The sequence below is a fragment of the Winslowiella toletana genome (assembly GCF_032164335.1).
In the GTDB taxonomy this organism is placed as follows: Bacteria; Pseudomonadota; Gammaproteobacteria; order Enterobacterales; family Enterobacteriaceae; genus Erwinia; species Erwinia toletana_A.
The window spans coordinates 3,478,059-3,504,649 of sequence record NZ_CP134152.1 but is presented as its reverse complement, the minus strand read 5'-3'; the positions used below and the strand labels follow the sequence as shown (position 1 = coordinate 3,504,649).

At 54.0% G+C, this 26,591-nt stretch carries 24 protein-coding genes; 18 read left to right on the top strand and 6 right to left on the bottom strand.

Annotated features, from left to right (window positions below; all coding sequences use genetic code 11):
• Positions 1 to 47 precede the first annotated feature (47 nt).
• The 7 genes from RIN69_RS16380 to maeB all read left to right on the top strand — a co-directional run bounded on the left by RIN69_RS16380 (position 48) and on the right by maeB (position 9,238).
• Positions 48 to 1,388: an MFS transporter gene (locus RIN69_RS16380; RefSeq protein ID WP_313853101.1), complete on the top strand. Its 1,341-nt coding sequence runs from the start codon at positions 48 to 50 to the stop codon at positions 1,386 to 1,388.
• Entirely contained in the window at positions 1,385 to 3,142 is a 1,758-nt protein-coding gene (locus tag RIN69_RS16375; RefSeq protein ID WP_313853100.1) for a dihydroxyacetone kinase family protein, read from the top strand. The genes RIN69_RS16380 and RIN69_RS16375 overlap by 4 nt, the downstream gene beginning before the upstream one ends.
• Entirely contained in the window at positions 3,139 to 3,930 is a 792-nt protein-coding gene (locus RIN69_RS16370; protein ID WP_313853099.1) for a triose-phosphate isomerase family protein, read from the top strand. The genes RIN69_RS16375 and RIN69_RS16370 overlap by 4 nt, the downstream gene beginning before the upstream one ends.
• Positions 3,931 to 4,740, top strand: a complete 810-nt coding sequence (locus RIN69_RS16365) for a sugar phosphate isomerase/epimerase family protein (RefSeq protein ID WP_313853098.1) — start codon at positions 3,931 to 3,933, stop codon at positions 4,738 to 4,740.
• Complete coding sequence (locus tag RIN69_RS16360) at positions 4,740 to 5,597, top strand: phosphogluconate dehydrogenase C-terminal domain-containing protein (protein WP_313853097.1); 858 nt, start codon at positions 4,740 to 4,742, stop codon at positions 5,595 to 5,597. Before RIN69_RS16365 ends, RIN69_RS16360 begins: the two co-directional genes overlap by 1 nt.
• A 182-nt stretch (positions 5,598 to 5,779) precedes the next feature.
• Positions 5,780 to 6,742 carry a sugar-binding transcriptional regulator gene (locus tag RIN69_RS16355; protein ID WP_313853095.1) on the top strand — a complete coding sequence of 321 codons (963 nt, stop codon included), beginning with the start codon at positions 5,780 to 5,782 and terminating at the stop codon, positions 6,740 to 6,742.
• A 216-nt stretch (positions 6,743 to 6,958) separates the two neighbouring features.
• A complete protein-coding gene (gene maeB / locus RIN69_RS16350; protein WP_313853094.1) occupies positions 6,959 to 9,238 on the top strand; it encodes an NADP-dependent oxaloacetate-decarboxylating malate dehydrogenase in 2,280 nt (759 codons plus the stop codon).
• 41 nt (positions 9,239 to 9,279) lie between these two features.
• Here the strand turns inward: maeB and hemF are convergent, their stop codons facing one another.
• Complete coding sequence (gene hemF / locus RIN69_RS16345; protein ID WP_313853093.1) at positions 9,280 to 10,194, bottom strand: oxygen-dependent coproporphyrinogen oxidase; 915 nt, start codon at positions 10,192 to 10,194, stop codon at positions 9,280 to 9,282.
• A gap of 36 nt (positions 10,195 to 10,230) precedes the next feature.
• Positions 10,231 to 11,100, bottom strand: a complete 870-nt coding sequence (gene amiA / locus RIN69_RS16340; RefSeq protein ID WP_313853091.1) for an N-acetylmuramoyl-L-alanine amidase AmiA — start codon at positions 11,098 to 11,100, stop codon at positions 10,231 to 10,233.
• Between the two features lie 207 nt (positions 11,101 to 11,307).
• On the opposite strand from amiA, the gene RIN69_RS16335 reads away from it, so the two are divergent.
• From RIN69_RS16335 to RIN69_RS16320, 4 genes are all read left to right on the top strand, one after another.
• Complete coding sequence (locus RIN69_RS16335) at positions 11,308 to 11,733, top strand: GNAT family acetyltransferase (protein WP_313853090.1); 426 nt, start codon at positions 11,308 to 11,310, stop codon at positions 11,731 to 11,733.
• Positions 11,734 to 11,792: 59 nt separating this feature from the next.
• Positions 11,793 to 12,242, top strand: coding sequence for a DUF2919 domain-containing protein (locus RIN69_RS16330; protein WP_313853089.1), 450 nt, complete (start codon positions 11,793 to 11,795; stop codon positions 12,240 to 12,242).
• Between the two features lie 66 nt (positions 12,243 to 12,308).
• Positions 12,309 to 12,923 carry an RpoE-regulated lipoprotein gene (locus tag RIN69_RS16325; RefSeq protein WP_313853088.1) on the top strand — a complete coding sequence of 205 codons (615 nt, stop codon included), beginning with the start codon at positions 12,309 to 12,311 and terminating at the stop codon, positions 12,921 to 12,923.
• 111 nt (positions 12,924 to 13,034) lie between these two features.
• A complete protein-coding gene (locus RIN69_RS16320; protein ID WP_313853087.1) occupies positions 13,035 to 13,931 on the top strand; it encodes a Dyp-type peroxidase in 897 nt (298 codons plus the stop codon).
• A gap of 98 nt (positions 13,932 to 14,029) precedes the next feature.
• On the opposite strand, the gene RIN69_RS16315 is transcribed toward RIN69_RS16320, so the two are convergent.
• On the bottom strand, positions 14,030 to 15,490 hold the full coding sequence (locus tag RIN69_RS16315) for a PhoPQ-activated pathogenicity-related family protein (RefSeq protein ID WP_313853086.1): 1,461 nt from the start codon (positions 15,488 to 15,490) through the stop codon (positions 14,030 to 14,032).
• 375 nt (positions 15,491 to 15,865) lie between these two features.
• Between RIN69_RS16315 and RIN69_RS16310 the strand changes: the two genes are divergently transcribed.
• The 5 genes from RIN69_RS16310 (at position 15,866) to cysM (ending at position 20,637) form a co-directional block, all read left to right on the top strand.
• Positions 15,866 to 16,882 carry a sulfate ABC transporter substrate-binding protein gene (locus RIN69_RS16310; protein ID WP_313853084.1) on the top strand — a complete coding sequence of 339 codons (1,017 nt, stop codon included), beginning with the start codon at positions 15,866 to 15,868 and terminating at the stop codon, positions 16,880 to 16,882.
• Positions 16,882 to 17,715: a sulfate/thiosulfate ABC transporter permease CysT gene (gene cysT, locus RIN69_RS16305; RefSeq protein WP_313853083.1), complete on the top strand. Its 834-nt coding sequence runs from the start codon at positions 16,882 to 16,884 to the stop codon at positions 17,713 to 17,715. Before RIN69_RS16310 ends, cysT begins: the two co-directional genes overlap by 1 nt.
• Complete coding sequence (cysW, locus tag RIN69_RS16300; protein ID WP_313853082.1) at positions 17,715 to 18,590, top strand: sulfate/thiosulfate ABC transporter permease CysW; 876 nt, start codon at positions 17,715 to 17,717, stop codon at positions 18,588 to 18,590. Before cysT ends, cysW begins: the two co-directional genes overlap by 1 nt.
• Positions 18,580 to 19,668 carry a sulfate/thiosulfate ABC transporter ATP-binding protein CysA gene (gene cysA / locus RIN69_RS16295; protein ID WP_313853080.1) on the top strand — a complete coding sequence of 363 codons (1,089 nt, stop codon included), beginning with the start codon at positions 18,580 to 18,582 and terminating at the stop codon, positions 19,666 to 19,668. The genes cysW and cysA overlap by 11 nt, the downstream gene beginning before the upstream one ends.
• Before the next feature lie 84 nt (positions 19,669 to 19,752).
• Positions 19,753 to 20,637: a cysteine synthase CysM gene (cysM, locus tag RIN69_RS16290; protein WP_313853077.1), complete on the top strand. Its 885-nt coding sequence runs from the start codon at positions 19,753 to 19,755 to the stop codon at positions 20,635 to 20,637.
• A gap of 66 nt (positions 20,638 to 20,703) precedes the next feature.
• Here cysM and RIN69_RS16285 read toward each other — a convergent pair whose 3' ends face one another.
• Positions 20,704 to 22,644 carry a MacB family efflux pump subunit gene (locus RIN69_RS16285; RefSeq protein WP_313853076.1) on the bottom strand — a complete coding sequence of 647 codons (1,941 nt, stop codon included), beginning with the start codon at positions 22,642 to 22,644 and terminating at the stop codon, positions 20,704 to 20,706.
• Between the two features lie 3 nt (positions 22,645 to 22,647).
• Positions 22,648 to 23,838 (bottom strand): efflux RND transporter periplasmic adaptor subunit, encoded by a 1,191-nt coding sequence (locus RIN69_RS16280; protein ID WP_313853075.1) that lies wholly within the window; start codon positions 23,836 to 23,838, stop codon positions 22,648 to 22,650.
• 171 nt (positions 23,839 to 24,009) lie between these two features.
• On the opposite strand from RIN69_RS16280, the gene RIN69_RS16275 reads away from it, so the two are divergent.
• Together RIN69_RS16275 and RIN69_RS16270 are read left to right on the top strand one after the other, a co-directional pair.
• The gene (locus RIN69_RS16275; RefSeq protein ID WP_313853073.1) at positions 24,010 to 24,690 is read left to right on the top strand and encodes a response regulator transcription factor; all 681 of its coding nucleotides are present in this window, start codon (positions 24,010 to 24,012) and stop codon (positions 24,688 to 24,690) included.
• Positions 24,687 to 26,033: an ATP-binding protein gene (locus RIN69_RS16270; protein WP_313853071.1), complete on the top strand. Its 1,347-nt coding sequence runs from the start codon at positions 24,687 to 24,689 to the stop codon at positions 26,031 to 26,033. Before RIN69_RS16275 ends, RIN69_RS16270 begins: the two co-directional genes overlap by 4 nt.
• 51 nt (positions 26,034 to 26,084) lie before the next feature.
• Here RIN69_RS16270 and crr read toward each other — a convergent pair whose 3' ends face one another.
• Entirely contained in the window at positions 26,085 to 26,588 is a 504-nt protein-coding gene (gene crr / locus RIN69_RS16265) for a PTS glucose transporter subunit IIA (RefSeq protein ID WP_313853070.1), read from the bottom strand.
• Positions 26,589 to 26,591: the final 3 nt, after the last annotated feature.

Here is a 26,591-nt window from a genome sequence, read left to right as displayed (position 1 = left end):
GGGTACTTACGCTTTGCCAGCGCACTGCAAGCTGGCGGAGGTGTTCAATGAACGTGACTGAACAACAGGCAATTGAGAAATCTGCCATTCGTAAGGTTTCGTGGCGGCTGGTGCCCTTTGTGGCACTGATGTTTTTTATTAACTTCCTTGACCGTACGGCAATCTCCTTTGCCGGTCCTAATGGCATGACGCAGGATCTCGGGCTAAGTGCAGCACAGTTTGGTCTTGCCTCTGGCATCTTCTTTATTGGTTACATCCTGCTTGAAGTACCAAGCAATCTGGCGCTGCACCGCTATGGCGCGCGGAAATGGCTGGCGCGCATTATGGTCAGCTGGGGGATCGTCTCGCTGCTATTTACCTGGGTCAGCAGCATCGAAGGGTTATATACCCTGCGCCTGCTGCTGGGCATCGCCGAAGCCGGTTTTTTCCCGGGCGCGATTCTGTTTCTTAGCATGTGGGTACCGGCGCAACACCGCAGTAAAGTGCTGTCGCTGTTTTACCTGGCCCAGCCGCTGACGGTGGTGCTGGGTGCACCGCTGGCCGCCGCGCTGATTGAGCAGCATGGCCTGTTTGGTTTATCCGGATGGCGGGTAATGTTCCTCGGCGTGTCTCTGCCGGCAATTATCATCGGCGTTATCGCATGGTTCTATCTGGTGGATTCGCCGCGTGAGGCAAAATGGCTGAATAAGCAGGAAAAAGAGTGGCTGACCCACGCGCTGGAAAAAGAGCATCGGCAGAAAAGCCCGAATGGTCACGCCAGCGTACGCAGCGTGATGTTTAACGGCCGCGTCTGGATGCTGTGCCTGATCTACTTTGGCTTTATCTATGGTCTGTATGCGCTGGCATTTTTCCTGCCGACCATTATCTCTGGGTTCCAGCAGCAGTTTGGCACCTCATTTAACGTGATTGAGAAAGGACTGATCACCGGCGTGCCGTATCTGTTTGCCGCGGTGGTGATGTACTTCTGGTCGAAAGATGCCACCCGTCGCGGTTGTAAAACCTGGCATATTGCGCTGCCAGCGTTAACCGGTGCCATCAGTGTGCCGCTTGCTTTATATATGGAATCGCCGATGGCGACCATTCTGATGATTTCAATTACCGCCAGCTCGATCTTCGCCGCGTTACCCAACTTCTGGACGCTACCGACGCAGTTCCTCACCGGTGCTTCGGCAGCGGCAGCGATAGCGCTAATCAATACCCTGGGCAATGTTGCCGGTTTTTCGGCGGGCTATCTCACCGGCATGCTGCATGACGCGACCGGCGGTTACACCGTTGCGATGATGGTGGTCGGCGGGTTCATGCTGCTCTCCTCGCTACTGATGCTGTTACTTAACGCGAAACGTTCAGGATTTCAGTCTGCCCATATTGCACAGGAGCAATCTCAATGACCTATCTGTTTAATCAACCCTCGGCGTTTGCCAGCGAACTGATTGAAGGTTTTGTCGCCGCCAATGCCGATAAAGTCCGTCAGGTGTCGGGCGGCGTAGTCCGCAGCACCCGCAGTAAACCGGGCAGTGTGGCGTTGGTGATTGGCGGGGGTTCCGGCCACTATCCGGCATTTTCCGGGCTGGTAGGACAGGGCATGGCACACGGCGCGGCAATGGGAAATCTGTTTGCTTCACCTTCGGCGCAGCAGATCTATAACGTCGCACGTGCTGCCGAAAATGGTGGTGGGGTGCTGCTGGCATTCGGTAATTATGCCGGAGACGTGCTGCATTTTGGCCAGGCCTGTGAGCGCCTGAAAGCGGAGGGCATAGCCTGTGAACTGTTGGCGGTAACCGATGATATTTCCAGCGCGACGCTGGACGAACGCGAGAAACGCCGCGGCGTGGCGGGCGATCTGGCGGTGTTTAAAGCAGCTGCAGCCGCTGCGGAAGCGGGCTATTCGCTGGCCGAGGTGGCGCGTCTGGCACGCCATGCCAATCATCGTACCCGCTCGCTCGGCGTGGCGTTCTCCGGCTGTACGCTGCCGGGCGCGCAACAACCGCTGTTTGAAGTGGCGCACGGCACCATGGCGCTAGGGATGGGCATTCACGGCGAGCCTGGCATCGACGAGTGCGCTATCCCAGCCGCCGATACGCTGGCGGAACTGTTTGTCAGCCATCTGATGAAAGAGCGTCCGGAAGAGATGAGTGCGCGCAGCGATCAGCGGGTGGCGGTGATCCTCAATGGTCTTGGTTCGGTCAAATATGAAGAGCTGTTTGTGGTGTATCGCCGGGTGGCGCAGCTGTTGGCCGCTGAAGGTCTGCAGGTGGTGGAACCGGAAGTTGGGGAGTTCGTCACCAGCTTTAATATGGCCGGCGCCTCGCTGACGCTGATGTGGCTGGACGATGAACTGGAAACCTTCTGGCGTGCGCCTGCCAATGCTCCGGCTTTTCGCAAGGGCAGCGTGATAATTGCCGAACCGCTAAGCGATATTGAACAACTTTTGCCAGAGATCGACACCGTGCCTGCTGCCAGTAAGGTCTCACAGCAGGCGGCCAGCTGCGCGCTGTCGATGATTGAAGCGATTGCCGAAGTGATTGAGATTAATGCCAATGAGCTGGGACGTATCGATGCGGTGGCCGGTGACGGCGACCACGGCATTGGTATGGAGCGCGGCTCTCTTGGCGCACTGGAAAAAGCCCGCGAGATGCTGCAGCGCCAGGCCGGTGCCGGCACCTTGTTATGCCGCGCTGCAGATGCCTGGGCAGACAAAGCTGGCGGCACCTCCGGAGCATTATGGGGCGTAGCGCTGACCGCGATCGGCACCGCCATTGGCGACCAGCAGCGACCGAATGCACAGCGTGTGGCCCTCGGCGTGCAGCATGCGAAAGAGGGCATTATGCATTTCGGTAAGGCGAAACCGGGTGATAAAACGCTGGTGGATGTGCTGGTGCCGTTCAGTGACTGCCTAACCAGCCGGGTGAATGCCGGAGATTCCTTAGCGGATGCCTGGGCGGCGGCGGCTAAACAGGCCAGCCGAAGCGCTGAAGAGACTGCCGGGCTGCTGCCAAAAATGGGGCGTGCGCGGCCGCTGGCGGAGAAAAGTCTCGGCACGCCGGATGCCGGGGCCGTTTCGCTGGCGCTGATTGTGAACAAAGTGCTGGCTCAGCTGCAGGCTGGCACGCCGGTGCAGCAATTACAGGAGATCAGCGAATGACACAGCCGCGTATCACGCTGGGCGTTAGCCTGAAGATGTATTTCAGCTATCAGCAGACGCTGGACTGGAGCCAGCAGGTAGCGGAAATTGCCCGCCGCCATCCGGCGATTGTCACCGGCGAGGTCGGCCTGTTTGTATTACCGGCTTTTCCGGCGATTCCTGCGGTAAGGGCCGCGTTTCAGGGGAGTGAAGTGCGCGTCGGCGCACAGGATCTCTGCTGGGAGGATAGCGGTGCATGGACCGGCGAAGTGAGCGGCACCATGCTGGCGGAAATCGGTTGTCGCTATGTCGAAATTGGCCATGCCGAGCGCCGTCGCCACTTTGCGGAAACTGATAAGCAGATTGCTGCCAAGCTGGCCGCCGCGCTGCGCAATGGTTTAACCCCGGTCTTGTGTCTGGGTGAGGAACAGCACGTCACCAGCCAGCAGGCGATTGCCATCTGCCGCCAGCAACTGATGACAGCATTAAGCGAGGCGCGTCAGCAGCAGCTGAGCGGTGAGATTGTTGTTGCCTGGGAGCCGCAGTGGGCGATTGGTGCGCCGGCTCCGGCTCCGGACGATTTTATTGCTGAAGTTTGTCAGGGATTACGCCAGATAAATGACCTCGGTGATGTTCACTGTCGCGTTATTTATGGTGGCAGTGCCGGGCCAGGTTTACTCGGCCGCCTCGGTCATCATGTCAGCGGACTGTTCCTTGGGCGTTTTGCCCATCAGCCATCGGCGCTGGCACAGATTATCGACGAGGCTGCCGCGCTGGCGGCAGCGGCACAAGCGGTTACGGAGGGATAAATGGCGATTGGATTAAGTACCTATGCGTTTTTCTGGCGCAGTTCTGCACGGGTGCCCGCACCCCTGACACTGCCGCAGATGCTGGAACAGACTGCCAGCATGGGAGTAAGACTGTTCCAGATCTGTGACTATTCGCAGATTGAAAGCTGGAGTGATATCCAGTTACAGGCGCTGCGCCAGCAGGCGGATACGCTGGGAATACAGCTGGAGCTGGGAACGCGCGGGCTGGAAACCGCTCACTTACAGCGTTATCTGCAACTGGCCGAAATATTGCAGGTCAGGGTGATTCGTTCGATGTTTAACAGCGCGCAGCATCGCCCGACGATGGCGGAAGCGGCGGCGCTGATCGAAACCATTTTGCCGCAGCTGGAACAGCAGGGCGTGCAGCTGTGTCTGGAAACTTACGAGCAGGTGAACAGCGCCATGATGATGTCGGTGATCAATCGTTTCCCTGCGGCGGCCGTCGGCGTCTGCCTCGACCCGGCCAACTGTGTGGCGGCACTGGAGCTGCCGCAACAGGTGATCGCCAACACTGCCGGGCGGGTACTTAACCTGCATATCAAAGATTTTGCTTTTAGCCGCCAGGATGGCTGGGTCGGCTTTACGCTGGCCGGCTGTCCGCTGGGTGAAGGGCTGCTCGACTATGACCTGCTGATTGAGCAGGTGCGTCCCGCAGAGCGCGGCATTAATCAGATCGTCGAACACTGGCTACCCTGGCAGCAGGATGCGGCAAGCACCTGCCTGCGCGAAGCCGAGTGGACCCAACAAAGCGTTGATTTTTTACGTCACAGACAACCCAGGAGTAACTGATGAGCACACAATTAACCACCATTACCGTGATTGGCGCAGGCGGTAAAATGGGCATGCGTATTTCGGCCAACCTGCAAAATAGCGACTATCAGGTGTTTTACTGTGAGAGCGCTCCGCAGGCTCAGGCTCAGGTAACGGCACAAGGACGCGAGCTGTCCAGCGCGGAATCGGTGATACCGCACAGTGATGTGGTGATCCTCGCGGTGCCGGATATTGTGCTGGGCAACGTGTCTGAATCCGTGGTGCCGCAGATGAAAGCCGGCGCCACGCTGTTAACTCTCGATCCCGCCGCCGCCTATGCCAATCTGATTGCGCAGCGGGAAGGCATACACTATGCGGTGGCGCATCCGTGTCATCCGTCGGTATTCCTTCAGCGTTATACCAAAGAAGAGCATGCCGACGCCTTTGGCGGCGTGGCGGCAATTCAGCATGTGGCGGCTTCATTTGAGAGCGGCAGCGACCAGCAGAAAGAGCAGTTGAGCAAAGTGATCAGCGTGATGTACGGCCCGGTAGAACATGTGCACTGGGTAACGGTTAAACAGCTGGCTTATCTGGAACCGACGCTGGTGGAAACCGTCGCCTGTATGGTCGGTGCTTTTATGAAGGAAGCGCTGGATGAAACCGTCAAGCATTCAGGCGTACCGGAAGAGGCGGCCAAAGCCATGTTGTACGGCCATATTCAGATCGCGCTGGCGGTGGCGTTCCGCGCCACTAATCCTTTCTCCGATGCCTGCATGATCGCCATGGAATATGGGCGGGAGAAAATTGTTAAGCCAGACTGGAAACAGATCTTTGATGAGAAAGAGCTGGATATTGTGATTGCCCGCATGCTGAAGATTGACGCCATCCGTCGTTAATCCTCCTACGACGTGCCAGCGCTGATGGTGGCTGGCACGCTATCATTTCGGGTGCCCCCGCGTGATGACTGCAAAAAGAAATTCGCCTGCCGGATCGCATAAAATGATATAAATTAACGCCCCGGCGTGGCAAATCAGCCCGCGCCAGCCGACGAAAGCGATAAGAAGAGGCGACTGTCCGGATGGAAAAAAATACGCTATCTCAGGATACCGAGCTACTGACAGAAATTGCGGTGGCTTACTATCAGGATGAAATTACTCAGGAGGAGATTGCGCGTAAATTCGGTATTTCGCGGATTAAAGTGGGGCGCTTATTAAAGCGTGCCAAAGAGGAAGGCATTGTTGAAATTAACGTGCGCTATCATCCGGTTTTCAGTACCCGCCTTGAACAGCAGTTGTTGCAGCGTTTCCCACTGCAACGCGCGTTGATTGCTCTCGACCATCATGATGACGAAGAACAGCGACGGCAGGTGGCTGCGCTGGTGGCGATGTATCTGTCGCAAAGTTTAAAAGATGACTCAGTGGTGGCGGTCGGTCAGGGCCGTAATATCGCGGCGGTCGCCGATCATCCCGGCAGCGTGCCGACGCGTAATTGCCATTTTATCAGCGGTATCGGCGGCACTCATCGACCCGGTGATGCGATCAATGCCGACCATATCAGTCGCCGCCTGGCCAAAAAATTTGGCGGTATCAGTGAAACCCTGTACGCGCCGGCCTATGTGGAAAATCGTGCGCTTAAAGACGCTTTTATGCAGAACGGTACGATTAAAGAAACGCTGGATCGCGCACGCAAAGCCGATATTGCCCTGGTGGGAATTGGCGATATGAACGAGAACAGCTATATGGTTAAGCTGGGCTGGTTCAGCCCGCATGAAATTATCGACGCCAGCCTCAATCAGGGAGTGACAGGTGATGTGGCGGGCTATGATTTTTTTAATGCCCAGGGGCAACACGTCGATACCGTAATGAACGATCGGGTGATTGGACTGAGCATCGAAGAGTTGCGCAAGATCCCTTGTGTGATCGCGATTGCGGCAGAAAATACCAAGGCGATGGCGATTCTTGGCGCGTTGCGCACTGGCGCGATTGATATTATTGCTACCTCGGCGCAGAACGTTCGTACCTTGCTGAATATGACCAAATAATTACCTGTCGATTGGCACTCTGCATGCCATCATCACGGGAGTCGAAAACGGCTCCCGCACCGTTTTTCAGGCTGTAGATAATCCTTACTTTGGAAATTATTTCCAGATCCCCGTCTCGTTGCGGCAAAGTTTGAAGCGGCTCAAGTTTTTTCCACTTTCGCCGCTTTTATACTGTTCGGTTCCAGCCTTTCATAATAAAAGCCAAGGAATCAGACGATGGATGAACAACTGAAACAGAGCGCGCTCGATTTTCACCAATTCCCCACCCCGGGTAAAATTCAGGTTTCTCCGACCAAGCCGCTGGCAACCCAGCGCGATCTGGCGCTGGCCTATTCGCCGGGCGTCGCCGCGCCTTGTCTGGAGATCGCCCGCGATCCGTTAGCCGCGCATAAATACACCGCACGCGGCAATCTGGTGGCGGTGATATCGAATGGCACCGCGGTGCTGGGATTGGGCAATATCGGTGCGCTGGCAGGTAAACCGGTAATGGAAGGCAAAGGGGTACTGTTTAAGAAATTCGCCGGTATCGACGTGTTTGATATTGAGATCGACGAACTGGACCCGGACAAACTGATAAACGTGATTGCCGCACTGGAACCGACCTTCGGCGGCATCAATCTGGAAGATATCAAAGCGCCGGAGTGTTTTTATATTGAAAAAGCGCTGCGCGAACGGATGAAAATCCCGGTATTTCATGACGACCAGCACGGCACCGCGATTATCTGTACCGCTGCGGTGCTGAATGGACTGCGGGTGGTGAAGAAAAATATCTCCGACGTGCGGCTGGTGGTGTCCGGCGCTGGCGCATCAGCGATTGCCTGTATGAACCTGCTGGTGGCGCTGGGAATGCAGAAGCACAATATTGTGGTGTGCGACTCGAAAGGGGTAATTTATCAGGATCGTGAAGAGAATATGGCCGAAACCAAAGCGGCGTATGCGGTAGTGGATGACGGCAGGCGTACGCTGGATGAAGTGATTACCGATGCCGATATTTTCCTCGGCTGTTCCGGCCCGAAAGTGATGACGCCGGATATGGTACGACGAATGGCGAAAGATCCGCTGATTCTGGCGCTGGCCAACCCGGAGCCGGAAATTTTGCCGACGCTGGCGAAAGAGGTGCGCCCGGATGCGATTATATGCACCGGCCGATCGGACTTTCCGAATCAGGTTAATAACGTACTGTGTTTTCCCTTTATCTTTCGCGGCGCGCTGGATGTCGGTGCCACGGCGATTAATGAAGAGATGAAGCTGGCGGCAGTACATGCAATTGCTGAGCTGGCGCTGGCGGAACAGAGCGAGGTGGTGGCTTCTGCCTATGGCGATCAGGAGCTGTCGTTTGGGCCGGAGTATCTGATTCCGAAACCTTTTGATCCGCGTTTGATCGTGCAGATCGCCCCTGCCGTGGCAAAAGCGGCGATGGATTCGGGTGTTGCCACCCGACCCATCGAGAATTTTGATGCCTACCGCGAAAAACTGGCGGAGTTTGTTTATACCACCAACCTGTTTATGAAGCCGATCTTCGCTCAGGCACGCAAAGATCCGCAGCGGGTGGTGCTGGCTGAAGGGGAAGAAGCGCGGGTGCTGCATGCGACCCAGGAGTTGGTGACTCTCGGGCTGGCGAAACCGATTCTGATTGGTCGCCCCAGCGTGATTGAGATGCGGCTGAAAAAGCTCGGTCTGAAAATTGAGGCCGGTAAAGATTTCGAAGTGGTGAATAACGAATCCGATCCGCGCTTTAAGGCCTACTGGAACGAGTACTACCAGATCATGAAGCGTCGCGGCGTTTCACCCGAAGAGGCACAGCGCGCGGTAATTGGTAATCCAACGTTAATTGGCGCGATTATGGTACATCGGGGTGAAGCTGACGCGCTGATTTGCGGCACCATTGGTGATTACAAATCGCATTATGACATTGTAGAAAAACTGTTTGGTTTTCGTCCGGATATGAAAATGGCCGGCGCGATGAATGCGCTGTTGCTGCCGAGTGGCAATACCTTTATTGCCGATACCTATGTTAACGAAGATCCGACGCCGCAGGAACTGGCGGAACTGACGATTATGGCGGCGGAAACCGTGCGCCGTTTTGGTATTGAACCTAAAGTGGCGCTGCTGTCACACTCCAGTTTTGGCACTTCAGATGCACCGGCGGCGCGTAAAATGCGTGAAACTCTGGCGCTGGTGAATGCCCGTGCGCCGGAACTGGAGATCGACGGTGAGATGCATGGTGATGCCGCGCTGGTCGAGAGTATTCGTCACGATCTGATGCCGGACAGCCCGTTAAAAGGCGCAGCGAATATTCTGATTATGCCCAATATGGAAGCCGCGCGAATCAGCTATAACCTGTTGCGCGTTTCCTGCTCGGAAGGAGTAACGGTGGGGCCGGTATTAATGGGGATCGCCAAGCCGGTGCATGTACTGACGCCGATTGCTTCCGTACGCCGGATAGTCAATATGGTGGCACTGGCGGTGGTGGAAGCGCAAACGCAGCCGCTGTAAAACCTGTCGTCCTCCCCCTTTAAATGAGGGAGGACGCGTTGTTATTTTGCCAGCCAGTCTCTGACCGGCAGGAAGTCGCTGTACAGCGCCGCTTCCGGCGAACCGGCTTGCGGCTGGTAATCATACTCCCAGCGTACCAGTGGTGGCATCGACATCAGAATCGATTCGGTGCGACCGCCGGTTTGCAGGCCAAACAGCGTGCCGCGATCCCACACCAGATTAAATTCAACGTAACGCCCACGACGATACAGCTGGAACTGACGCTCGCGTTCGCCCCACGGCAGCGCTTTGCGGCGCTCAACAATCGGCAGGTAGCCATCCAGAAAACCGTTACCCACCGCCTGCATAAAGTTGAAGCAGCGGTCAAAATCCGGCGTATTCAGGTCATCAAAGAATAAACCGCCAATGCCGCGCTGTTCATCACGATGTTTGATATAAAAATAATCATCACACCACTGTTTGTAGCGGTCGTATACCTCGTCGCCAAACGGCTGACAGAGATCGAATGCGGTTTGATGCCAGTGCTGTGCATCTTCAGTAAAGCCGTAGTAGGGGGTTAAATCAAAGCCGCCGCCAAACCACCATACCGGCTCCGAGCCGGGCTTTTCGGCAATAAAGAAGCGCACATTGGCATGGCTGGTCGGGATATAGGGGTTTTCCGGATGGATAACCAGCGATACGCCCATCGCTTCAAAACTGCGTCCGGCCAGCTCAGGACGATGCGCGGTGGCGGAAGCAGGCATTGCATCGCCATGCACGTGAGAAAAATTGACGCCAGCCTGTTCAAATAGCCCGCCATTACGCAAAACGCGGCTGCGCCCGCCACCGCCACCGGCACGCTGCCAGCTGTCCTCTTCGAACTGTGCAACGCCGTCGGCCAGCGCCAGTTGCTGACAAATATTATCCTGCAGCGAGAGCAGAAACTGTTTTACGCGAGCAATATCAGGAGTGTTCATAAGCCTGCCATCTGCAAAAATTTAAGCTGATTATACCTAACCTGGACGACGATTGTGACGATCAAACTCATCGAAGAAGCTGACAATGCCCTCTGCGATAGCGCCAGCAATCTTTTGACGAAAGGCCGTAGTGCCCAGTAGCCGCTCTTCAGCCGGGTTAGTAATAAAGGAGGTTTCGACCAGCACCGAAGGAATTGACGGTGATTTCAGCACCGCAAACGCCGCCTGTTCGGTATGCTGACTGTGCAAATGGTGCACCGGACGGATCTGATTCAGCACGTGTTTGCCGAGGATCAGACTGTTTTTGATTGTGTCGGTCTGCACCAGATCGAACAAGACCTGTTGCAGATAGCGATCTTTCTCAGTGGCTTTGACGCCGCCAATCTCGTCAGCAGCGTTCTCTTTGTCTGAAAGATAGCGCGCCATCGCGCTGCTGGCACCGCGATTCGATAGGGCAAACACCGAGGCGCCATTGGCATCCGGGCTGGTAAAGCCGTCAGCGTGAATCGACATAAACAGGCTGGCACCATGCTGATGGGCAATTTCAACGCGCTGATACAAAGGGATAAAGTGATCGCTCTCGCGGGTCAGGCGTACTTCAATACCCTGGTGACTGCTGAGTTTATGGCGAATGTAATTAGCGATTTCCAGTACAACATGTTTCTCTTCCGATCCCTGATGGCCGATGGCACCGGAGTCAATTCCGCCGTGACCCGGGTCGATCATCACGATCTTTTTATCGCGGGTGGCGGTTGAAGAAGATTTACTGTGGGGCGAAGCGATTTTCAGCGTCACGTTCTCTGTTTTAGCCTGGAGATATTTCGCCGGCAGTAACGCCAGCGCTACGCCGGAAAGTAACAGCTGGCGGCGCGAAGCCAGCGGGGTGAGTTGAGAAATCTTTTTCATATCGGTTCCGGTTGGCGTAAGAATCGTATGTTATATCGTAACGATTACCCGCTGGCGACCGAGTAACTATTTCAGTGTTTTACTTTTTATTTCAGCAAGCTAACCTGCCAAAAACGTTTTTTTTTCCTGATAAGCGGATTCGAGACTTGCACCTGTAAAAGAAAGCGTGATAATCAGCAAATTCTGCTTAACATCTGAGTAAATTTCATGGAAATCCGCGTATTCCGCCAGGAAGATTTTGAAGAAGTGATCACCCTCTGGGAACGTTGTGACCTGTTACGTCCGTGGAACGATCCTGAGATGGATATTGAACGTAAACTGAATCATGATGCCGATCTGTTTCTGGTGGCAGAGGTGGGTGGCGAAGTGGTCGGTACGCTGATGGGCGGTTACGATGGCCATCGCGGGTCGGCTTACTATCTCGGGGTTCATCCTGATTATCGCGGTCGTGGTTTTGCTAATGCGCTGATTAATCGCTTAGAAAAAAAGCTGATCGCGCGCGGCTGCCCGAAGATCAATTTGATGGTGCGTGAAGAGAATGATGCGGTCATCGGCTTTTATGAAAAGCTCGATTACGAAATGCAGGATTCTGTCTGCCTCGGCAAGCGCCTGATTGAAGATCGCGAATATTAAGTTGTCTGCGGGCGAGTGTACTCGCCCATTTTCACCTCATCAACGGTTCCCGCTTAGCGATGTTTTCTCCCGACGATTACGACCATAAAGGTCAGCTGCGGCTGCCATTGACCTTCTGGCTTATTTTGCTGTTACAGGCGCGCACCTGGCTGTTATTTGTCATAGCCGGCGCTTCGCGTCAGCAGGGCAGCGGCTTACTGGAACTGTTTTATCCCGATACGCGCGCGTTCTGGATTGGCATGGCATCAGGCATCCCGGCGGCGCTGGGGCTGCTGCTGACCGGCTACCGTCAGCGGCTGCCACGATTATGGCAGGCGTGGCGCTGGGTGTTATGCGGCACGCTGCTGGCGATGATGCTGATGCAGAGTATTACCATCTGGCAGGGCGATGAGCGAGTGTCGTTGCCGGTGGTGCTGTTTATCTTGTTCGATTTACTGGCGCTGGGCTATTTATTGCTGAGCCAGCGGCTGCGCAACTGCTTTGACCCGCAGCTAAACGCGACGGAATAAAACTTTTTCGCTATTCAGCACTCAAAGCTGACTCACACGCATAACGTGTTGACTACAGGAGTTGCAATGAAATCTGTTCGCCCGGCGCTGATAATCGCCGCATTAATGTTATCCGGCTGCGCCAGTTCTGGTTCCGGTTCGTCATCTGATTCCAGCTGGTGGAATCCGTTCTCCGGCATATCCTGGTCAAGTCTGTCACCGCTCAACTGGTTTGGCTCTTCGCTGGAGGTCAGTGAAAGTGGCGTCGGCGGAATTAACGGCAGTACGCCGATGACCGAGCAGGCGATTGATAAAGGTCTTAAAGGGGATTACACCTTGCGTAAGGGAATGCGCAGCAGCAACGGCGAGGTGGTCTCATTCTGGCAGGCGCTGGACGACGGCAAGGTTAAGCTGGTGATTAACGGTCAAAGTACGGTCAGCAGCGTTGAAGTGATGGATAAGGCGATTGCCAGCGCAGATGGCAGCAAAATCGGCAATAAATTCAGCGATCTTTACAGTAAAGCTTTTGGTGCCTGTGAGAAAGTGCCAGCAGCAGAGAGCAGCGCTGTAGAGTGTAAAGCGCCATCCAGCCAGCATATCAGCTACGTCTATAGTGGCGAGTGGCATGGTCCGGAAGATTTAATGCCGTCCGATGACACCCTGAAAAACTGGACGCTGAGCAAAATTATCTGGCGTCGTTAAACAGGTGCATTTCCGTGGCTAACTTGCCATGGCGCAAGATGCCGCCTGAAACATCGGGTATGATACGCGCCACACCCTGTCGGTAAAATCATATTCCAGGAGAGCTTTAGCATGTCTCAGTTTCAGAGCGGCATTTTATTGGAACATCGCCGTTTCGCGATTTATCTTGAAGCCCGAGTGCAAGGTGATATCGCGGCTATTGTCAGTGGTAGCAAACAGTTTCTGCAACAGCTGACCGAGCTGCAACAAACCTTTCCTGATGCGGGTCTCGGTGCGGTTATCGCCTTTGGTAATACTCTTTGGCGCGATCTGAGCGGCGGGCAGGGCGCAGCGCAGTTAAAAGAGTTCCTGCCACTTGGCAAAGGCATCGCCCCTGCTACCCAGCGCGATCTGCTGATTCATATCCAGTCGCTGCGCCATGATGTGAATTTCAGCCTGGCGCAGGCAGCACTGTCATCGTTTGGTGCTGCCATTACTGTCGAGGAAGAAACTCACGGTTTCCGCTGGGTTGAAGATCGCGATCTTTCCGGATTTGTTGATGGTACTGAAAACCCCCAGGGTGAGAAGCGCCAGCAGGTGGCGATTATTGCTGACGGTGAAGACGCTGGCGGCAGCTATGTCTTCACTCAGCGCTGGCAGCATAATCTGAAGCAGTGGCAACGGTTGGATGTCAGCAAGCAAGAGCAGGTTATGGGGCGTACTAAGGTAAGTAACGAGGAGCTGGACAGCGAGACGCGCCCGGAAACATCGCATGTGAGCCGGGTCGATTTAAAAGAGCATGGTCAGGGGCTGAAAATCTTACGTCAGAGCTTGCCTTACGGCACCGCCAGCGGCACTAACGGACTGTTCTTTATCGCCTACTGCGCCACCTTACATAATATTGAGCAGCAGCTGTTGAATATGTTTGGTGAAACCGATGGTAAGTACGATGCGATGCTGCGTTTTACCAAACCGGTTACCGGCAGCTACTTCTTTGCACCCTCGGTTGAGAGGTTGATGGCGTTATAAAAAAAGGGCGGATTTTCGCTGCCCGTGCCTGAAATAAGCACTGTTATGCCCTCACCCGGGGAGTCAAAAACGGCTCCCCGGGGTTATTCAGTGTTCAGTCATGTGCCCAGCCCGCGTCCGGGCAACGTTTTGCAGTTGTCTCCTGTCTCCGCAGGCGTGGTATCAGGATATTTGCCGTCGGGTGTGATCCAGACCTGCGAAGTAGCCACAAAGCCATCATTGAACGTCGCTTCTATAAAACTGGCCTGCCATCCCAGCGATGGCGTATCCAGTGTAATGGCTATCTGTTTACTTACCGGAATAGCCGCCGCGTGATATCGAATGCCGCAGGCGTAGCGAAAATCGCGCGCCTGTTTATTAACTGCGGTCCAGCGCTGAATTTTTGTTGGTTTTTCGGAAAAAGTGAGCGAAAGTTTTTGCTGGTGCCGTACGATGTTAATCTCTGGCAAATGTTTACCCTGTTGCAGGCGATTGATAAAGGGTATCAACGAAGATTCGGTATAATTTTTAATATCATAGTGACTACTGTTGGCAACCACGCGCAGTGATTTTTCACCGGCCAATTGCTCATAATAAAAACGCGTATTGTCCGGGACATAAAAATCATCACCGCTGGCGTTAATAATATATTTCGGTACGTTAAGCCGATTCTGATAAATCGTATTTTTATAGTGCAGCGGATCAATGATTGTCAGCAGCTGAGTGAAGCGGCTGCTGGCAATTTGCGTATCAATATTCTGCATGTAATAAGGATAAAAAGCGGCTGGCCAGTTATTACCGTACGAGCGATACATATGGGTTAATGCCGGGCGAATACCCGGCAAGTCAAAAACGAAAGGGGCGATGGCATCTACGCGCGGGTCGGAAATCAGCGTCAGCCAGGATGTCCAGCCGCGCTTGGACAAGCCGCTTACCACAAACCGGTCAATCTTCCAGTCGGCTAACTCTCGCTCAGCGAGCGACATTGCCTGAGAAACAGCAGCGGCCATTGGAATGTGTAACGGGACTTTTGCATTTTTAACTGGATCCTGCAGAAACAGTGACCAGCTGTATGCCACAGCGTCATCCTCCTTACGGAGAGTGTTGTCCCCCGCCAGACTAAGATACTGATTGGGGATATTACTGACCGAAACCACAATGGTTCGCGTCATCCGGGCTATTGATGCCAGTGACTGCTGGCCCATATCGGAAGGCATTCCCGGCGGTTTACCCTCAATATTACGATTTATACCATTATTGATAACAACCACTGCGCGTTGCGTGAGCGGATTCTCCGGAATATAGATATCAACTTTATGTTGCCAGTTTGATAGCGCTGACTTTTTTTCAGGCCAGTTTTGCGATATGAGTTCGTAATGGCGCAGTTCAACTTTGGGTAATTTCTGTTTATTTATTAAGTTATACTTCAAAGGTAGTGACAGCAATTTTTGTTTATAGCAGGATAATATATGTGAATAATCCTTATCTTCATTCAGACAGGGATTGTCAGAACTTCCGGCCCAGCTATTGCCGCTGATAATTAACAGCGCAACAACAGGTATATGTTTTGCACGTAGCATAGCTATTCTCCTTGTGCAATGAGTGTCGCAGCGAGATCTCTCGCTGGAATTAGTTCGCCTGATAATTTTTATTACCCCGAATGGAGTGGTTAAATTATATACAGCAGTGCCGCATCGCGGCAAATGATTTGTATAAAATATTTCATTTTCACGTATATGAAACAAATGGTTCAAATTAATCTTCGGGACGGAGCGAAGACAGCGCCGTGGTTGCCGGCGATTTGCATCTCGCGCATAACCTTTCCTGCGGGCTTATAGCTTTTTCGACTTCCAAATCACCAAACGGTATATAAAACCGTTACAGCTTTTAGTCGGGTTATAAATACACTGGCATGACATGGTGGTATGGGCCAACTCCGAAACTCAGGGTGCGAAATGACTTCTCCGATGGTGAAAAAATTCGTAAGCGGTGCAGCATTCTCTTTGCTGCTGGCGAGCGGTGCGCAGGCGACTGAGCTGCTGAACAGCTCTTATGACGTCTCACGCGAGCTGTTTGTCGCACTGAACGCACCTTTCGAAAAGCAGTGGGCTGAGCAGCATCCCGGTGACAAGCTCACCATCAAACAGTCTCACGCCGGCTCATCCAAGCAGGCGCTGGCAATTTTGCAGGGGCTGAAAGCTGATGTAGTGACCTACAATCAGGTGACTGACGTGCAGATTTTGCACGATCGCGGCAAGCTGATTGCTGCTGACTGGCAGCAGCGCCTGCCGAATAACAGCTCGCCGTTTTACTCAACCATGGGCTTTTTGGTGCGTAAGGGCAATCCAAAAAACATTCATGACTGGAGCGATCTGGTTCGCGACGATGTGAAGCTGATTTTCCCCAATCCAAAAACCTCTGGCAATGCGCGTTACACATACCTGGCAGCATGGGGCGCGGCGGATCAGGCCGATGGCAATGATAAAGCCAAAACCCAGCAGTTTATGACCAAATTCCTTAAGAACGTCGAAGTCTTCGATACCGGTGGCCGCGGCGCGACCACCACTTTTGTCGAGCGTGGACTGGGCGACGTGCTGATCAGTTTTGAATCAGAAGTAAACAACATTCGTAATCAGTACGGAAAAGATGATTACGAAGTAATTATTCCAAAAACCAATATTCTGGCCGAATTTCCGGTGGCATGGGTCGATAAAAATATCGCTGCCAAAAACACCACTGAAGCAGCCAAAAGTTACCTGAACTATCTCTATACGCCACAGGCACAGCAGATCATCACGCAGTTCTACTATCGCGTGAATAATCCTGAGCTGATGGCGCAACAGCAAGCGCGCTTCCCGGCCACGGCTCTGTTCCGGGTGGAAGACGCTTTTGGCAGCTGGGAGCAAGTGATGAAAACCCATTTCGCCAGCGGTGGCGAATTAGATAAGTTGTTAGCGGCGGGGCGCGGTTAATGTTTGCAGCAAGCAGTAAACGGGTGCTGCCCGGTTTTGGTATCAGTCTCGGCAGTAGCCTGTTTTTCACCTGTCTGGTGTTGTTGCTACCGCTGAGCGCGTTGTTAATGCAGCTGTCACAAATGACGCTGGCGCAGTACTGGGAAGTGATCACCAACGAGCAGGTGGTGGCGGCGTATAAAGTTACCCTGATTTCTGCGGGCGTGGCCTCTATTTTTAATGCGCTGTTTGGCATGCTGATGGCGTGGATTTTAACCCGTTATCGCTTTCCGGGGCGCAGCATTCTGGATGGCTTGATGGATTTGCCTTTTGCTCTGCCGACCGCCGTGGCGGGTTTGACCCTCGCCGGACTGTTTTCAGTTAACGGCTGGTACGGCGAATGGCTGGCGCAGTACGACATCAAGGTCTCCTACACCTGGCTCGGCATTGCGGTAGCAATGGCATTTACCAGCATTCCATTTGTGGTGCGTACCGTGCAGCCGGTGCTGGAAGAGTTAGGTCCGGAATATGAAGAAGCCGCGCAGACGCTGGGCGCGACTCCGTGGCAGAGCTTTCGCCGGGTAGTGTTGCCGGAAGTGGCTCCGGCGCTGCTGGCCGGTACTGCGCTGTCGTTTACCCGCAGCCTCGGTGAATTTGGCGCGGTGATCTTTATCGCCGGAAATATTGCGTGGAAAACGGAAGTGACCTCGCTGATGATTTTTGTTCGCCTGCAGGAATTTGATTATCCGGCGGCCAGTGCGATTGCGTCAGTGATTCTGGCAGCCTCGCTGCTACTGCTGTTTAGCATTAATACCTTGCAGAGCCGCTTTGGCCGTCGTCTGGGAGGTCAATAATGGCTGATGTATCTGAATTTAAGCGGGCGGTGAGTCCACGCTTTAACTGGGGTAAATGGGTACTGATTAGCCTCGGCATGCTGATTTCGCTGTTTTTGCTGGTGGTTCCGCTGATTGCCATTTTCGCTGAAGCCTTTGCCCAGGGAATTGGCGCGGTGTTCAGCAACCTGCAAGACCCGGATATGCTGCATGCCATCTGGCTGACGGTGCTGGTGGCGTTAATTACTGTCCCGGTTAACCTGGTGTTCGGTACGCTACTGGCCTGGCTGGTGACGCGCTTTACATTTCCGGGGCGTCAGCTGCTGTTAACGCTGTTTGACGTGCCGTTTGCGGTTTCTCCGGTGGTTGCCGGTCTGATTTATCTGCTGTTTTACGGCACCAATGGCCCGGTTGGCGGCTGGCTCGATGCGCACCATATTCAGCTGATGTTCTCCTGGCCTGGCATGGTGTTGGTAACGGTATTTGTTACCTGTCCGTTTGTGGTGCGTGAACTGGTGCCGGTAATGCTGAGCCAGGGCAGCCACGAAGATGAAGCTGCGGTGCTGTTAGGGGCATCCGGCTGGCAGATGTTCCGCCGCGTCACGCTGCCCAATATCCGCTGGGCTTTGCTGTACGGCATCGTGCTGACTAACGCCCGCGCGATTGGTGAGTTTGGTGCGGTCTCGGTGGTCTCGGGATCGATACGCGGCGAAACCTATACGCTGCCATTACAAGTTGAATTGCTGCACCAGGATTACAACAGCGTCGGTGCCTTTACCGCCGCTGCGCTGCTGACCCTGATGGCGATAGTGACACTGTTTCTGAAAAGCGCACTGCAATGGCGATTAGAGAACCAGCAGAAGCGTTTGCAACAGGAGGGAAATCATGAGCATTGAGATTAATTACATCAATAAATCGTTTGGTCGCACTAAGGTGCTGAATGATATCTCGCTGGATATTCCTTCTGGCCAAATGGTGGCGCTGCTTGGGCCGTCCGGCTCTGGTAAAACCACGCTGCTGCGCATTATTGCCGGTCTGGAACATCAGAACAGCGGTCAGCTGAGTTTTCACGGTAAAGACGTCAGCCGTTTGCATGCGCGCGATCGTCAGGTTGGCTTTGTTTTCCAGCACTATGCGCTGTTCCGCCATATGACGGTATTCGACAATATTGCTTTTGGCCTGACGGTATTGCCGCGTCGCGAGCGACCTTCGGCCGAAGCAATCAAACAGAAAGTGACCAAACTGCTGGAGATGGTGCAACTGGGCCACCTGGCGAGTCGCTATCCGGCACAGTTATCCGGCGGTCAGAAACAGCGTGTGGCGCTGGCGAGAGCGCTGGCGGTTGAACCGCAGATTCTGCTGCTGGATGAGCCTTTCGGTGCGCTGGATGCTCAGGTACGTAAAGAGCTGCGCCGCTGGCTGCGTCAGCTGCATGAAGAACTGAAATTTACCAGTGTGTTTGTGACTCACGATCAGGAAGAAGCGATGGAAGTCGCCGATCGGGTGGTGGTGATGAGCCAGGGCAATATTGAACAGGTCGGCACGCCGGATGAAGTCTGGCGCGAACCCGCGACCCGCTTTGTGCTGGAATTCCTCGGTGAAGTTAACCGCTTTGACGGTGAAGTTCACGGTTCACAATTCCACGTTGGTGCGCATCACTGGCCGCTGGGTTATGCGCCAGCCCATCAGGGCAAGATTGAGCTGTTTCTGCGTCCGTGGGAAATTGACGTCAGCCGTCAGAGCAGCCTTGAAACGCCATTGCCGGTACAGATTCTGGAAGTCAGCCCGCGTGGCCACTACTGGCAGCTGGTTGCACAACCTGCCGGCTGGCACGACCAGCCGATTACGCTGGTGCTGGAAGGCGACCATGTTGCACCGGTTCGCGGCGAACGCTTGTTTGTCGGATTGCAGCAGGCACGCCTGTATAACGGCGATGTTCCACTGCGCGCGGTTGCCTTAGCCGAAAGCGCCTGATATTTTCTCTGCATATCTCATAACTTGTCAGAGGCGGGATTTCTCCCGCCTTTTTCTTTGTCTATTTGCCGTCAGGAACACACAGTGACCACTCTCGAACAGACCATCGGTAATACGCCGCTGATTAAATTACAACGCCTGACGCCGGACAACGGCAGTGAAATCTGGCTAAAGCTGGAAGGCAATAATCCTGCCGGTTCGGTAAAGGATCGCGCGGCGTTGTGGATGATTCAACAAGCGGAGCAGCGCGCTGAGATTCAGCCCGGCGATGTGTTGATCGAGGCGACCAGTGGTAATACCGGTATTGCGCTGGCAATGATTGCGGCGATGAAAGGCTACCGGCTGAAGTTGCTGATGCCGGATAATATGAGCATCGAACGTCAGGCGGCGATGAAAGCCTATGGTGCAGAATTGATTCTGGTCAGCCGCGAACTGGGTATGGAAGGCGCACGCGATCTGGCGCAGGCGATGGCAACCCGCGGTGAAGGCAAGGTATTGGATCAGTTTAATAATCCGGATAATCCACTGGCGCATTACTGCACCACCGGGCCGGAGATCTGGCAGCAGACCGGCGGACGTCTGACCCACTTTGTTTCCAGCATGGGCACCACCGGCACCATTACCGGCGTTGGACGTTTTCTGAAAGAGCAGAGTCGCGGCGTTCAAATTGTCGGTTTGCAGCCGGAAGAGGGCAGCGCAATTCCGGGAATTCGTCGCTGGCCGCAAGCTTATCTGCCGGGAATTTACCGGCCGGAGCTGGTGGATCAGGTGCTGGATATCAATCAGCAGGATGCTGAGCAGACGATGCGCCTGCTGGCTCAGCGTGAAGGGGTCTTTTGTGGCGTCAGTTCTGGTGGTGCCGTCGCCGGCGCGCTGCGCATTGCGCAAGCGCAGCCAGGCAGTGTGGTCGTGGCGATTATTTGCGATCGCGGCGATCGTTATTTATCAACTGGCGTTCACAATGCTTAGTTAATGGCAGGATGCGAATTTTATGGGCCGGGCGGCGAATGGCCGCCCGCTGTCCCTCGGATATTCTTACTCGCGCTCCAGCGCATGAATCGGGTCCATTCGTGCTGCGCGTCGCGCCGGAAAGAAGCCAAACAGCACGCCAATCATACTTGAACAGATAAATGCCGCGATGATCGAGAAGGGCGAATAGATCATCGCGAAGTTACTGCTGGTTTGCGCCAGTAAAATACCCGGCACCAACGCCAGTAACACGCCGAGAATGCCGCCCGTCAGGCAAACCAACACCGCTTCAATCAGGAACTGCTGCATAATATCGCTGGCACGTGCGCCTACCGCCATACGCACGCCGATTTCACGCGTCCTTTCGGTGACCGACACCAGCATGATATTCATTACGCCGATACCACCAACCAGCAGTGAAATCAGGGCGATAGCTGCCACCAGCAAGGTCATGGTATTGGTGGTACTTTCGATGGTTTTCCGAATACTGTCGGTATTAAAGATAAAGAAATCTTTGCTGCCGTGCCGCTGAGTCAGCAGTTTAGTAACGCCCTGTTCCGCGACGCTAAGATCGACATTATCTTTAATTCGTACCGTAATACCGCTGAGAAAGTTTTTACCGATCATTCGTTTCATCGCGGTGGTGTGGGGCACCCAGATATTCAGACTACTGTCGCTGCCAAACGGGCTCTGATGGGTGGCAACGCCGACAATACGCACCGGCATATTGCCGAGCAAAATCACCTGACCAATGGGATTCTGATTGCCGGGAAACAGCTTTTTCAGGGTGTTTTCATCAATGACTGCTTCCTGCGCAACCGCATCAACACTGGCGCGATCAAAAGCCATCCCCTGAGAAATGGTGTAGCCGCGAACGGTAAAAAACTGTTCGCCAACGCCATTTACCGTTACGGTTAACGCCTGATTACGGTACTTCAGCGTGGTGCTGTTAGTAATGGTTGGCGTGACGCTATGCACATACGGCTGTTGCGCCAGCGCGTCGGCGTCACTGGGGCGCAGCGTCTCGATGCGTGCCGAATTCATATCGCCGAAATCGGCGCCGGGAAAGACTTCCAGCGTGCTGGTGCCCATGGCGCTGATATCGGCCAGGATTTTCTGCTGAGAGCCTTTGCCCAGCGCCACCACCGAGACTACCGACGCGATACCAATAATAATGCCCAGCATGGTCAGGAAGGTGCGCAGCCGCTGTGACATCATCGACACCAGCGCCATTTTAAAGGCTTCGCTCAGCCGGTCGCGCAGCGCACGCCACGGATGGGCAGCATAACGCGTCGGCTCGGGAAGACGTGGTGGAGTCTGGCTAATCTGGCTACGGGTATCCGAAATTATTTCGCCGTCATAAATCTCAATAATGCGGTCGGCGTTTTGCGCGATGCGCATATCGTGGGTCACTATCACCACGGTATGCCCCTGCTGATGCAGATCGCGCAAAATAGTCAGTACTTCCTCACCGCTGTGGCTGTCGAGCGCACCGGTCGGCTCATCGGCAAGGATCACCTCACCGCCGTTCATCAGTGCGCGTGCAATACTGACGCGCTGCTGCTGACCACCAGAGAGCTGGCCCGGACGATAGTGCAGGCGTTCACCCAGCCCAAGGCGCGTCAGCAGCGCAGTGGCGCGCTGACGGCGTTCTGTGTGGCTCTTACCGGCATAAATCGCCGGAATTTCGGCATTGCCCAGCGCGCTGAGATCGCCCAGCAGATGGTAGCGCTGAAAGATAAAGCCAAAATGCTCGCGACGCAGTTCGGCCAGCGCATCACTTTCCAGCCGGGTTGTCGATTTCCCGGCAACCTGATAATCACCGCTGCTCGGTTTATCAAGACAGCCCAGCAGATTCATCAGCGTTGATTTGCCGGAGCCGGAAGCACCAACAATCGCCACAAACTCGCCAGCTTCAACCGACAGGTTGATATCTTTCAGAACCCGGACGCGCTGCTCACCGCTGATAAACTCGCGATTAATATGACTAAGCTGTAGAAGCGCCATTGGTTACATCCCCATTGGTGAGCCGTGCGAACTGTCCGGAGCGGCTCCCTGGCTGATGATGACCCGTTCGCCTGCCTTCAGGCCGCTGATAATCTGCGCTTCAACATTGTTATTAATCCCGACTTCTACCTCACGACGGCTGACTTTCTGTTTGTCGTCTACCACCTGCACAGAGGTTTTTCCGTTAAGAGTATCCAGCGCGGTGGAAGGAATAACAATCGCATTGGGTTGATCGCTGACCACAATATGCACTTCTGCCGTCATTGAGATTCGCAACACTTGCCCGGGATTATCGACATCAAACAGACCGTAGTAGTAAATCGCTTCGGTTGTAGACGAGCTATCCGAACTGGAGCTGGAGGTACTGGTGTCGGTATTGATCGAATCTGGCGCAGGTTCAATCGCTCTTAGCGTGGCGCTGTAGCGCTTGTTCGGCTGGCCGAGAATGGTAAACCACACTTTCATCCCTGGCTTAACGTTAATCACGTCAGCTTCCGATATCTGTGCTTTCACCGTCATGGTATTGAGATTCGCCACCTTGATAATGGTAGGGGCGCTCTGCACGGCGTTAACCGTCTGTCCTTCTTCTACCGGAATCGATACCACGGTGCCATCAATAGGCGAGGAAATTTTGGTGTAACCCAGGTTTACCTGCGCATTGTTGGCCTGAATCTGCGACTGAACGATTTGGGCATCCAGCGCCTGGATATCGGCCTGGGTGCTGTTAAGGTTCGCCAGTGCGGCATCGTAGTCAGATTTTGCCGTCAGGTTTTTCGCCAGCATGGCTTTCTGACGTAAGAAGGCTGCCTGATAATTGGCAAGTACTGCCTGTTTGGAAGCGCGCTGCGCCTGGATAATTTCCAGCGCCGCCTGCGCATTTTTCAGCTCATTTTGCTGCGTCATGCTGTCGATTTCAGCAATCAGCTGGCCCTGTTTGATGTTGTCACCCAGCGAGACCTGCAGCGACTTTATCTGACCAGAAGCCTGTGCACCGACGCTGACCTGTTTACTGGCGGTGATTTTCCCATCGGCCAGCACCGTTTGCTGCAAATCGCGTTGCTCAACAAGGGCGGTGATATAATTGGTCTTTTGCTGGCCCTGATGAAGAAAATACCAGCCTGTGATTGCGGCAAACGCCACAACAACTACGATAATGATAATCCAACGACGGCCTGGTGAACGGCGAAATTCCATAGCAAAAAAATCCTTTATCCATACCGGGACAGACATAACGTAAATTTTACGCCATTAAAGCTAAACATCAGTTCAAGTGTACGCTGTTTTACTGTAAGGATTGAGTAAAATCAGCTGCTAAACCGCCTGGCAAAGGTGAAAATAGCGGCAATGATCACCAGGATAGCCAGAATGAAAATTTTATTAGTCGACGATGATGTTGAATTAGGCACCATGCTCAGTCAGTACCTGATTGGTGAGGGTTTTGATGCTTCGCTGGTACTGACCGGTAAAGCCGGGGTGGAAGGGGCGCTGTCCGGTGACTACACCGCGATGATCCTCGATATCATGCTGCCGGATATGAGTGGTATTGATGTGCTGCGTCAGGTGCGGCAAAACAGCCGTATACCGGTAATAATGTTGACGGCGAAGGGCGATAATATTGATCGCGTGATTGGCCTGGAGATGGGGGCCGATGATTATATGCCCAAGCCATGCTATCCGCGTGAGCTGGTGGCGCGCTTGCGGGCGGTACTGCGCCGTTTTGAAGAGCAGGCGCCGGTAGCCGAAAAAAAGGATCTGATTAGCTGGGGTGATCTGGTGCTGAATCCGGCGACGCGCATCAGCGAATGGAAGAATCAGCCATTTGATCTGACGGCTTCAGAGTTTAACTTGCTTGATCTGTTGCTACGCTCGCCGGATCGGGTGGTATCAAAGGATGAACTGTCAGAAAAAGGGCTGGGTCGTCCGCGCGAAGCTTATGACCGCAGCGTTGATGTGCATATCAGCAATATTCGTCAGAAGCTGTCGCAGCTGACCGGCGATAACGTCAACATTGAGACGGTTCGCAGCATCGGCTATCGCATTCGATGAACAGCCGTTTTCGCGGTCGCTTGTTCTGGAAGATTCTGTTCGGCTTCTGGCTGGTGTTTCTGCTAATCAGCCAGCTGTTATGGTTGGGATTCTCGCTCAACGGTAAACATCGTGAGCCACCGGAAAATGTTACCGTGCGGCGTATTGTTAACCTGCAAATGACCTCGGCAATGTCGGTGCTGCAACGTGGTGGCCTGTCGGCACTGAACGATATGATGGCCGGCTGGTCGCCCGGCGACCGGCGCTTTTTCTCGGTAGTGGCGATGCCGATGCCGCCGGAGGAAGGGGCGCGCCGCGATCTTGAGCGTGCTTTATCACCCGGAGAGATTCCCAGCGAAGTGATTGAGTGGGTTACCGGCGCTGATGGCCAGCAATATCAGTTGCGTTATGACGTAAAAGGATTACGCGACGACAGTAAAATCGGGCGGCCACGCAGCTTTCTTAATATTCCCGAGCCGATGTTTATTATTGCCGGTGCCGCCGGTTTACTGTTCAGCCTGTTACTCGCCTGGAATCTGACGCGGCCAATGCGCCAGCTGCGTGAAGGATTTGCCAAGGTTTCTAACGGCGATTTATCGGTGCGGTTGTATCCGGTCATGCGCCGCCGCCATGATGAACTGTCCATGGTGGCGAGTGATTTCGATGCGATGGTAGAGCGACTGTCAGTGCTGGTGCGCGCACGCGAAGAGCTGCTGCATGATGTTTCCCATGAATTGCGCTCACCGCTGGCGCGTTTGCAGCTGGCAACCGGCCTGGCGCGTCAGACGCCAGAATCAGTCAACAGCTCGCTCGACCGCATTGATGAAGAAGCGCGTCGGCTGGATAAGATGATTGGCGAGTTGCTGACCTTGTCGCGTGCCGAAAATGAAACCATGCCGGACGAACAATATTTCGATCTGTCAGGCTTGCTGGAAGCGGTGGTGACCGATGCGCGCTTTGAGGCGCAGGTGACAGGGGTAGAGATTCAGCTGGAAGTCAGCCAGCACGCAGACTTTACCGTAAAGGGAAATGCTGAACTGATCCGACGTGCGGTTGAAAATGTGGTGCGTAACGCACTGCGCTTCTCTCTGCAAGGGCAGCAGGTTAACGTCAGTCTGACGCAGGAGAGTAGCTGGCTGACCATTTGCGTCAGCGATCAAGGGCCGGGCGTCGATGCGGACAAACTTTCCAGCATTTTTGATCCGTTTGTCCGCGTCAACTCGCCGCTGATGGGCAAAGGTTATGGTCTGGGCCTGTCGATCGTGCGCAAAGTGGTACTGGCACACCATGGCGAAGTGCAGGCAGTGAATGGTAAGCAGGCTGGGCTGGAGCTGACCATCCGCCTGCCGCACTGGCAGATGTAAACGGCCAAAAAAAACGGCACCCTTGGGTGCCGTTTTTTATTATCGGGCGAATTACTTCTTGATGCGGATAATAGGGGTTTCACCCACCGTCACGCTACCCGTCAGCTTAATCAGCTCTTTGATTTCATCCATATTGGAAATCACTACTGGCGTCAGCGTTGATTTCGCTTTCTCTTCCAGCAGGGCCAGATCAAACTCGATTACCACGTCGCCTTTCTTAACCTTCTGACCTTCTTCAGCAATACGTTTGAAGCCTTCACCTTTCAGCTCAACCGTATCAATACCGAAGTGGACAAACAGCTCGATACCATTGTCAGATTCGATAGAAAAAGCATGGTTAGTTTCGAAAATTTTACCAATGGTTCCGTCAACCGGTGCGACCATTTTGTTGCCAGCAGGTTTGATGGCAATACCGTCGCCAACAATTTTCTCTGCGAACACGACATCCGGCACGTCTTCGATATTTACGATTTCGCCAGACAGTGGTGCAACGATCTCAATGGCACCAGAGGTGGTGTCTGATTTTTCGCCAAAAAGTTTTGAAAACAAACCCATGAT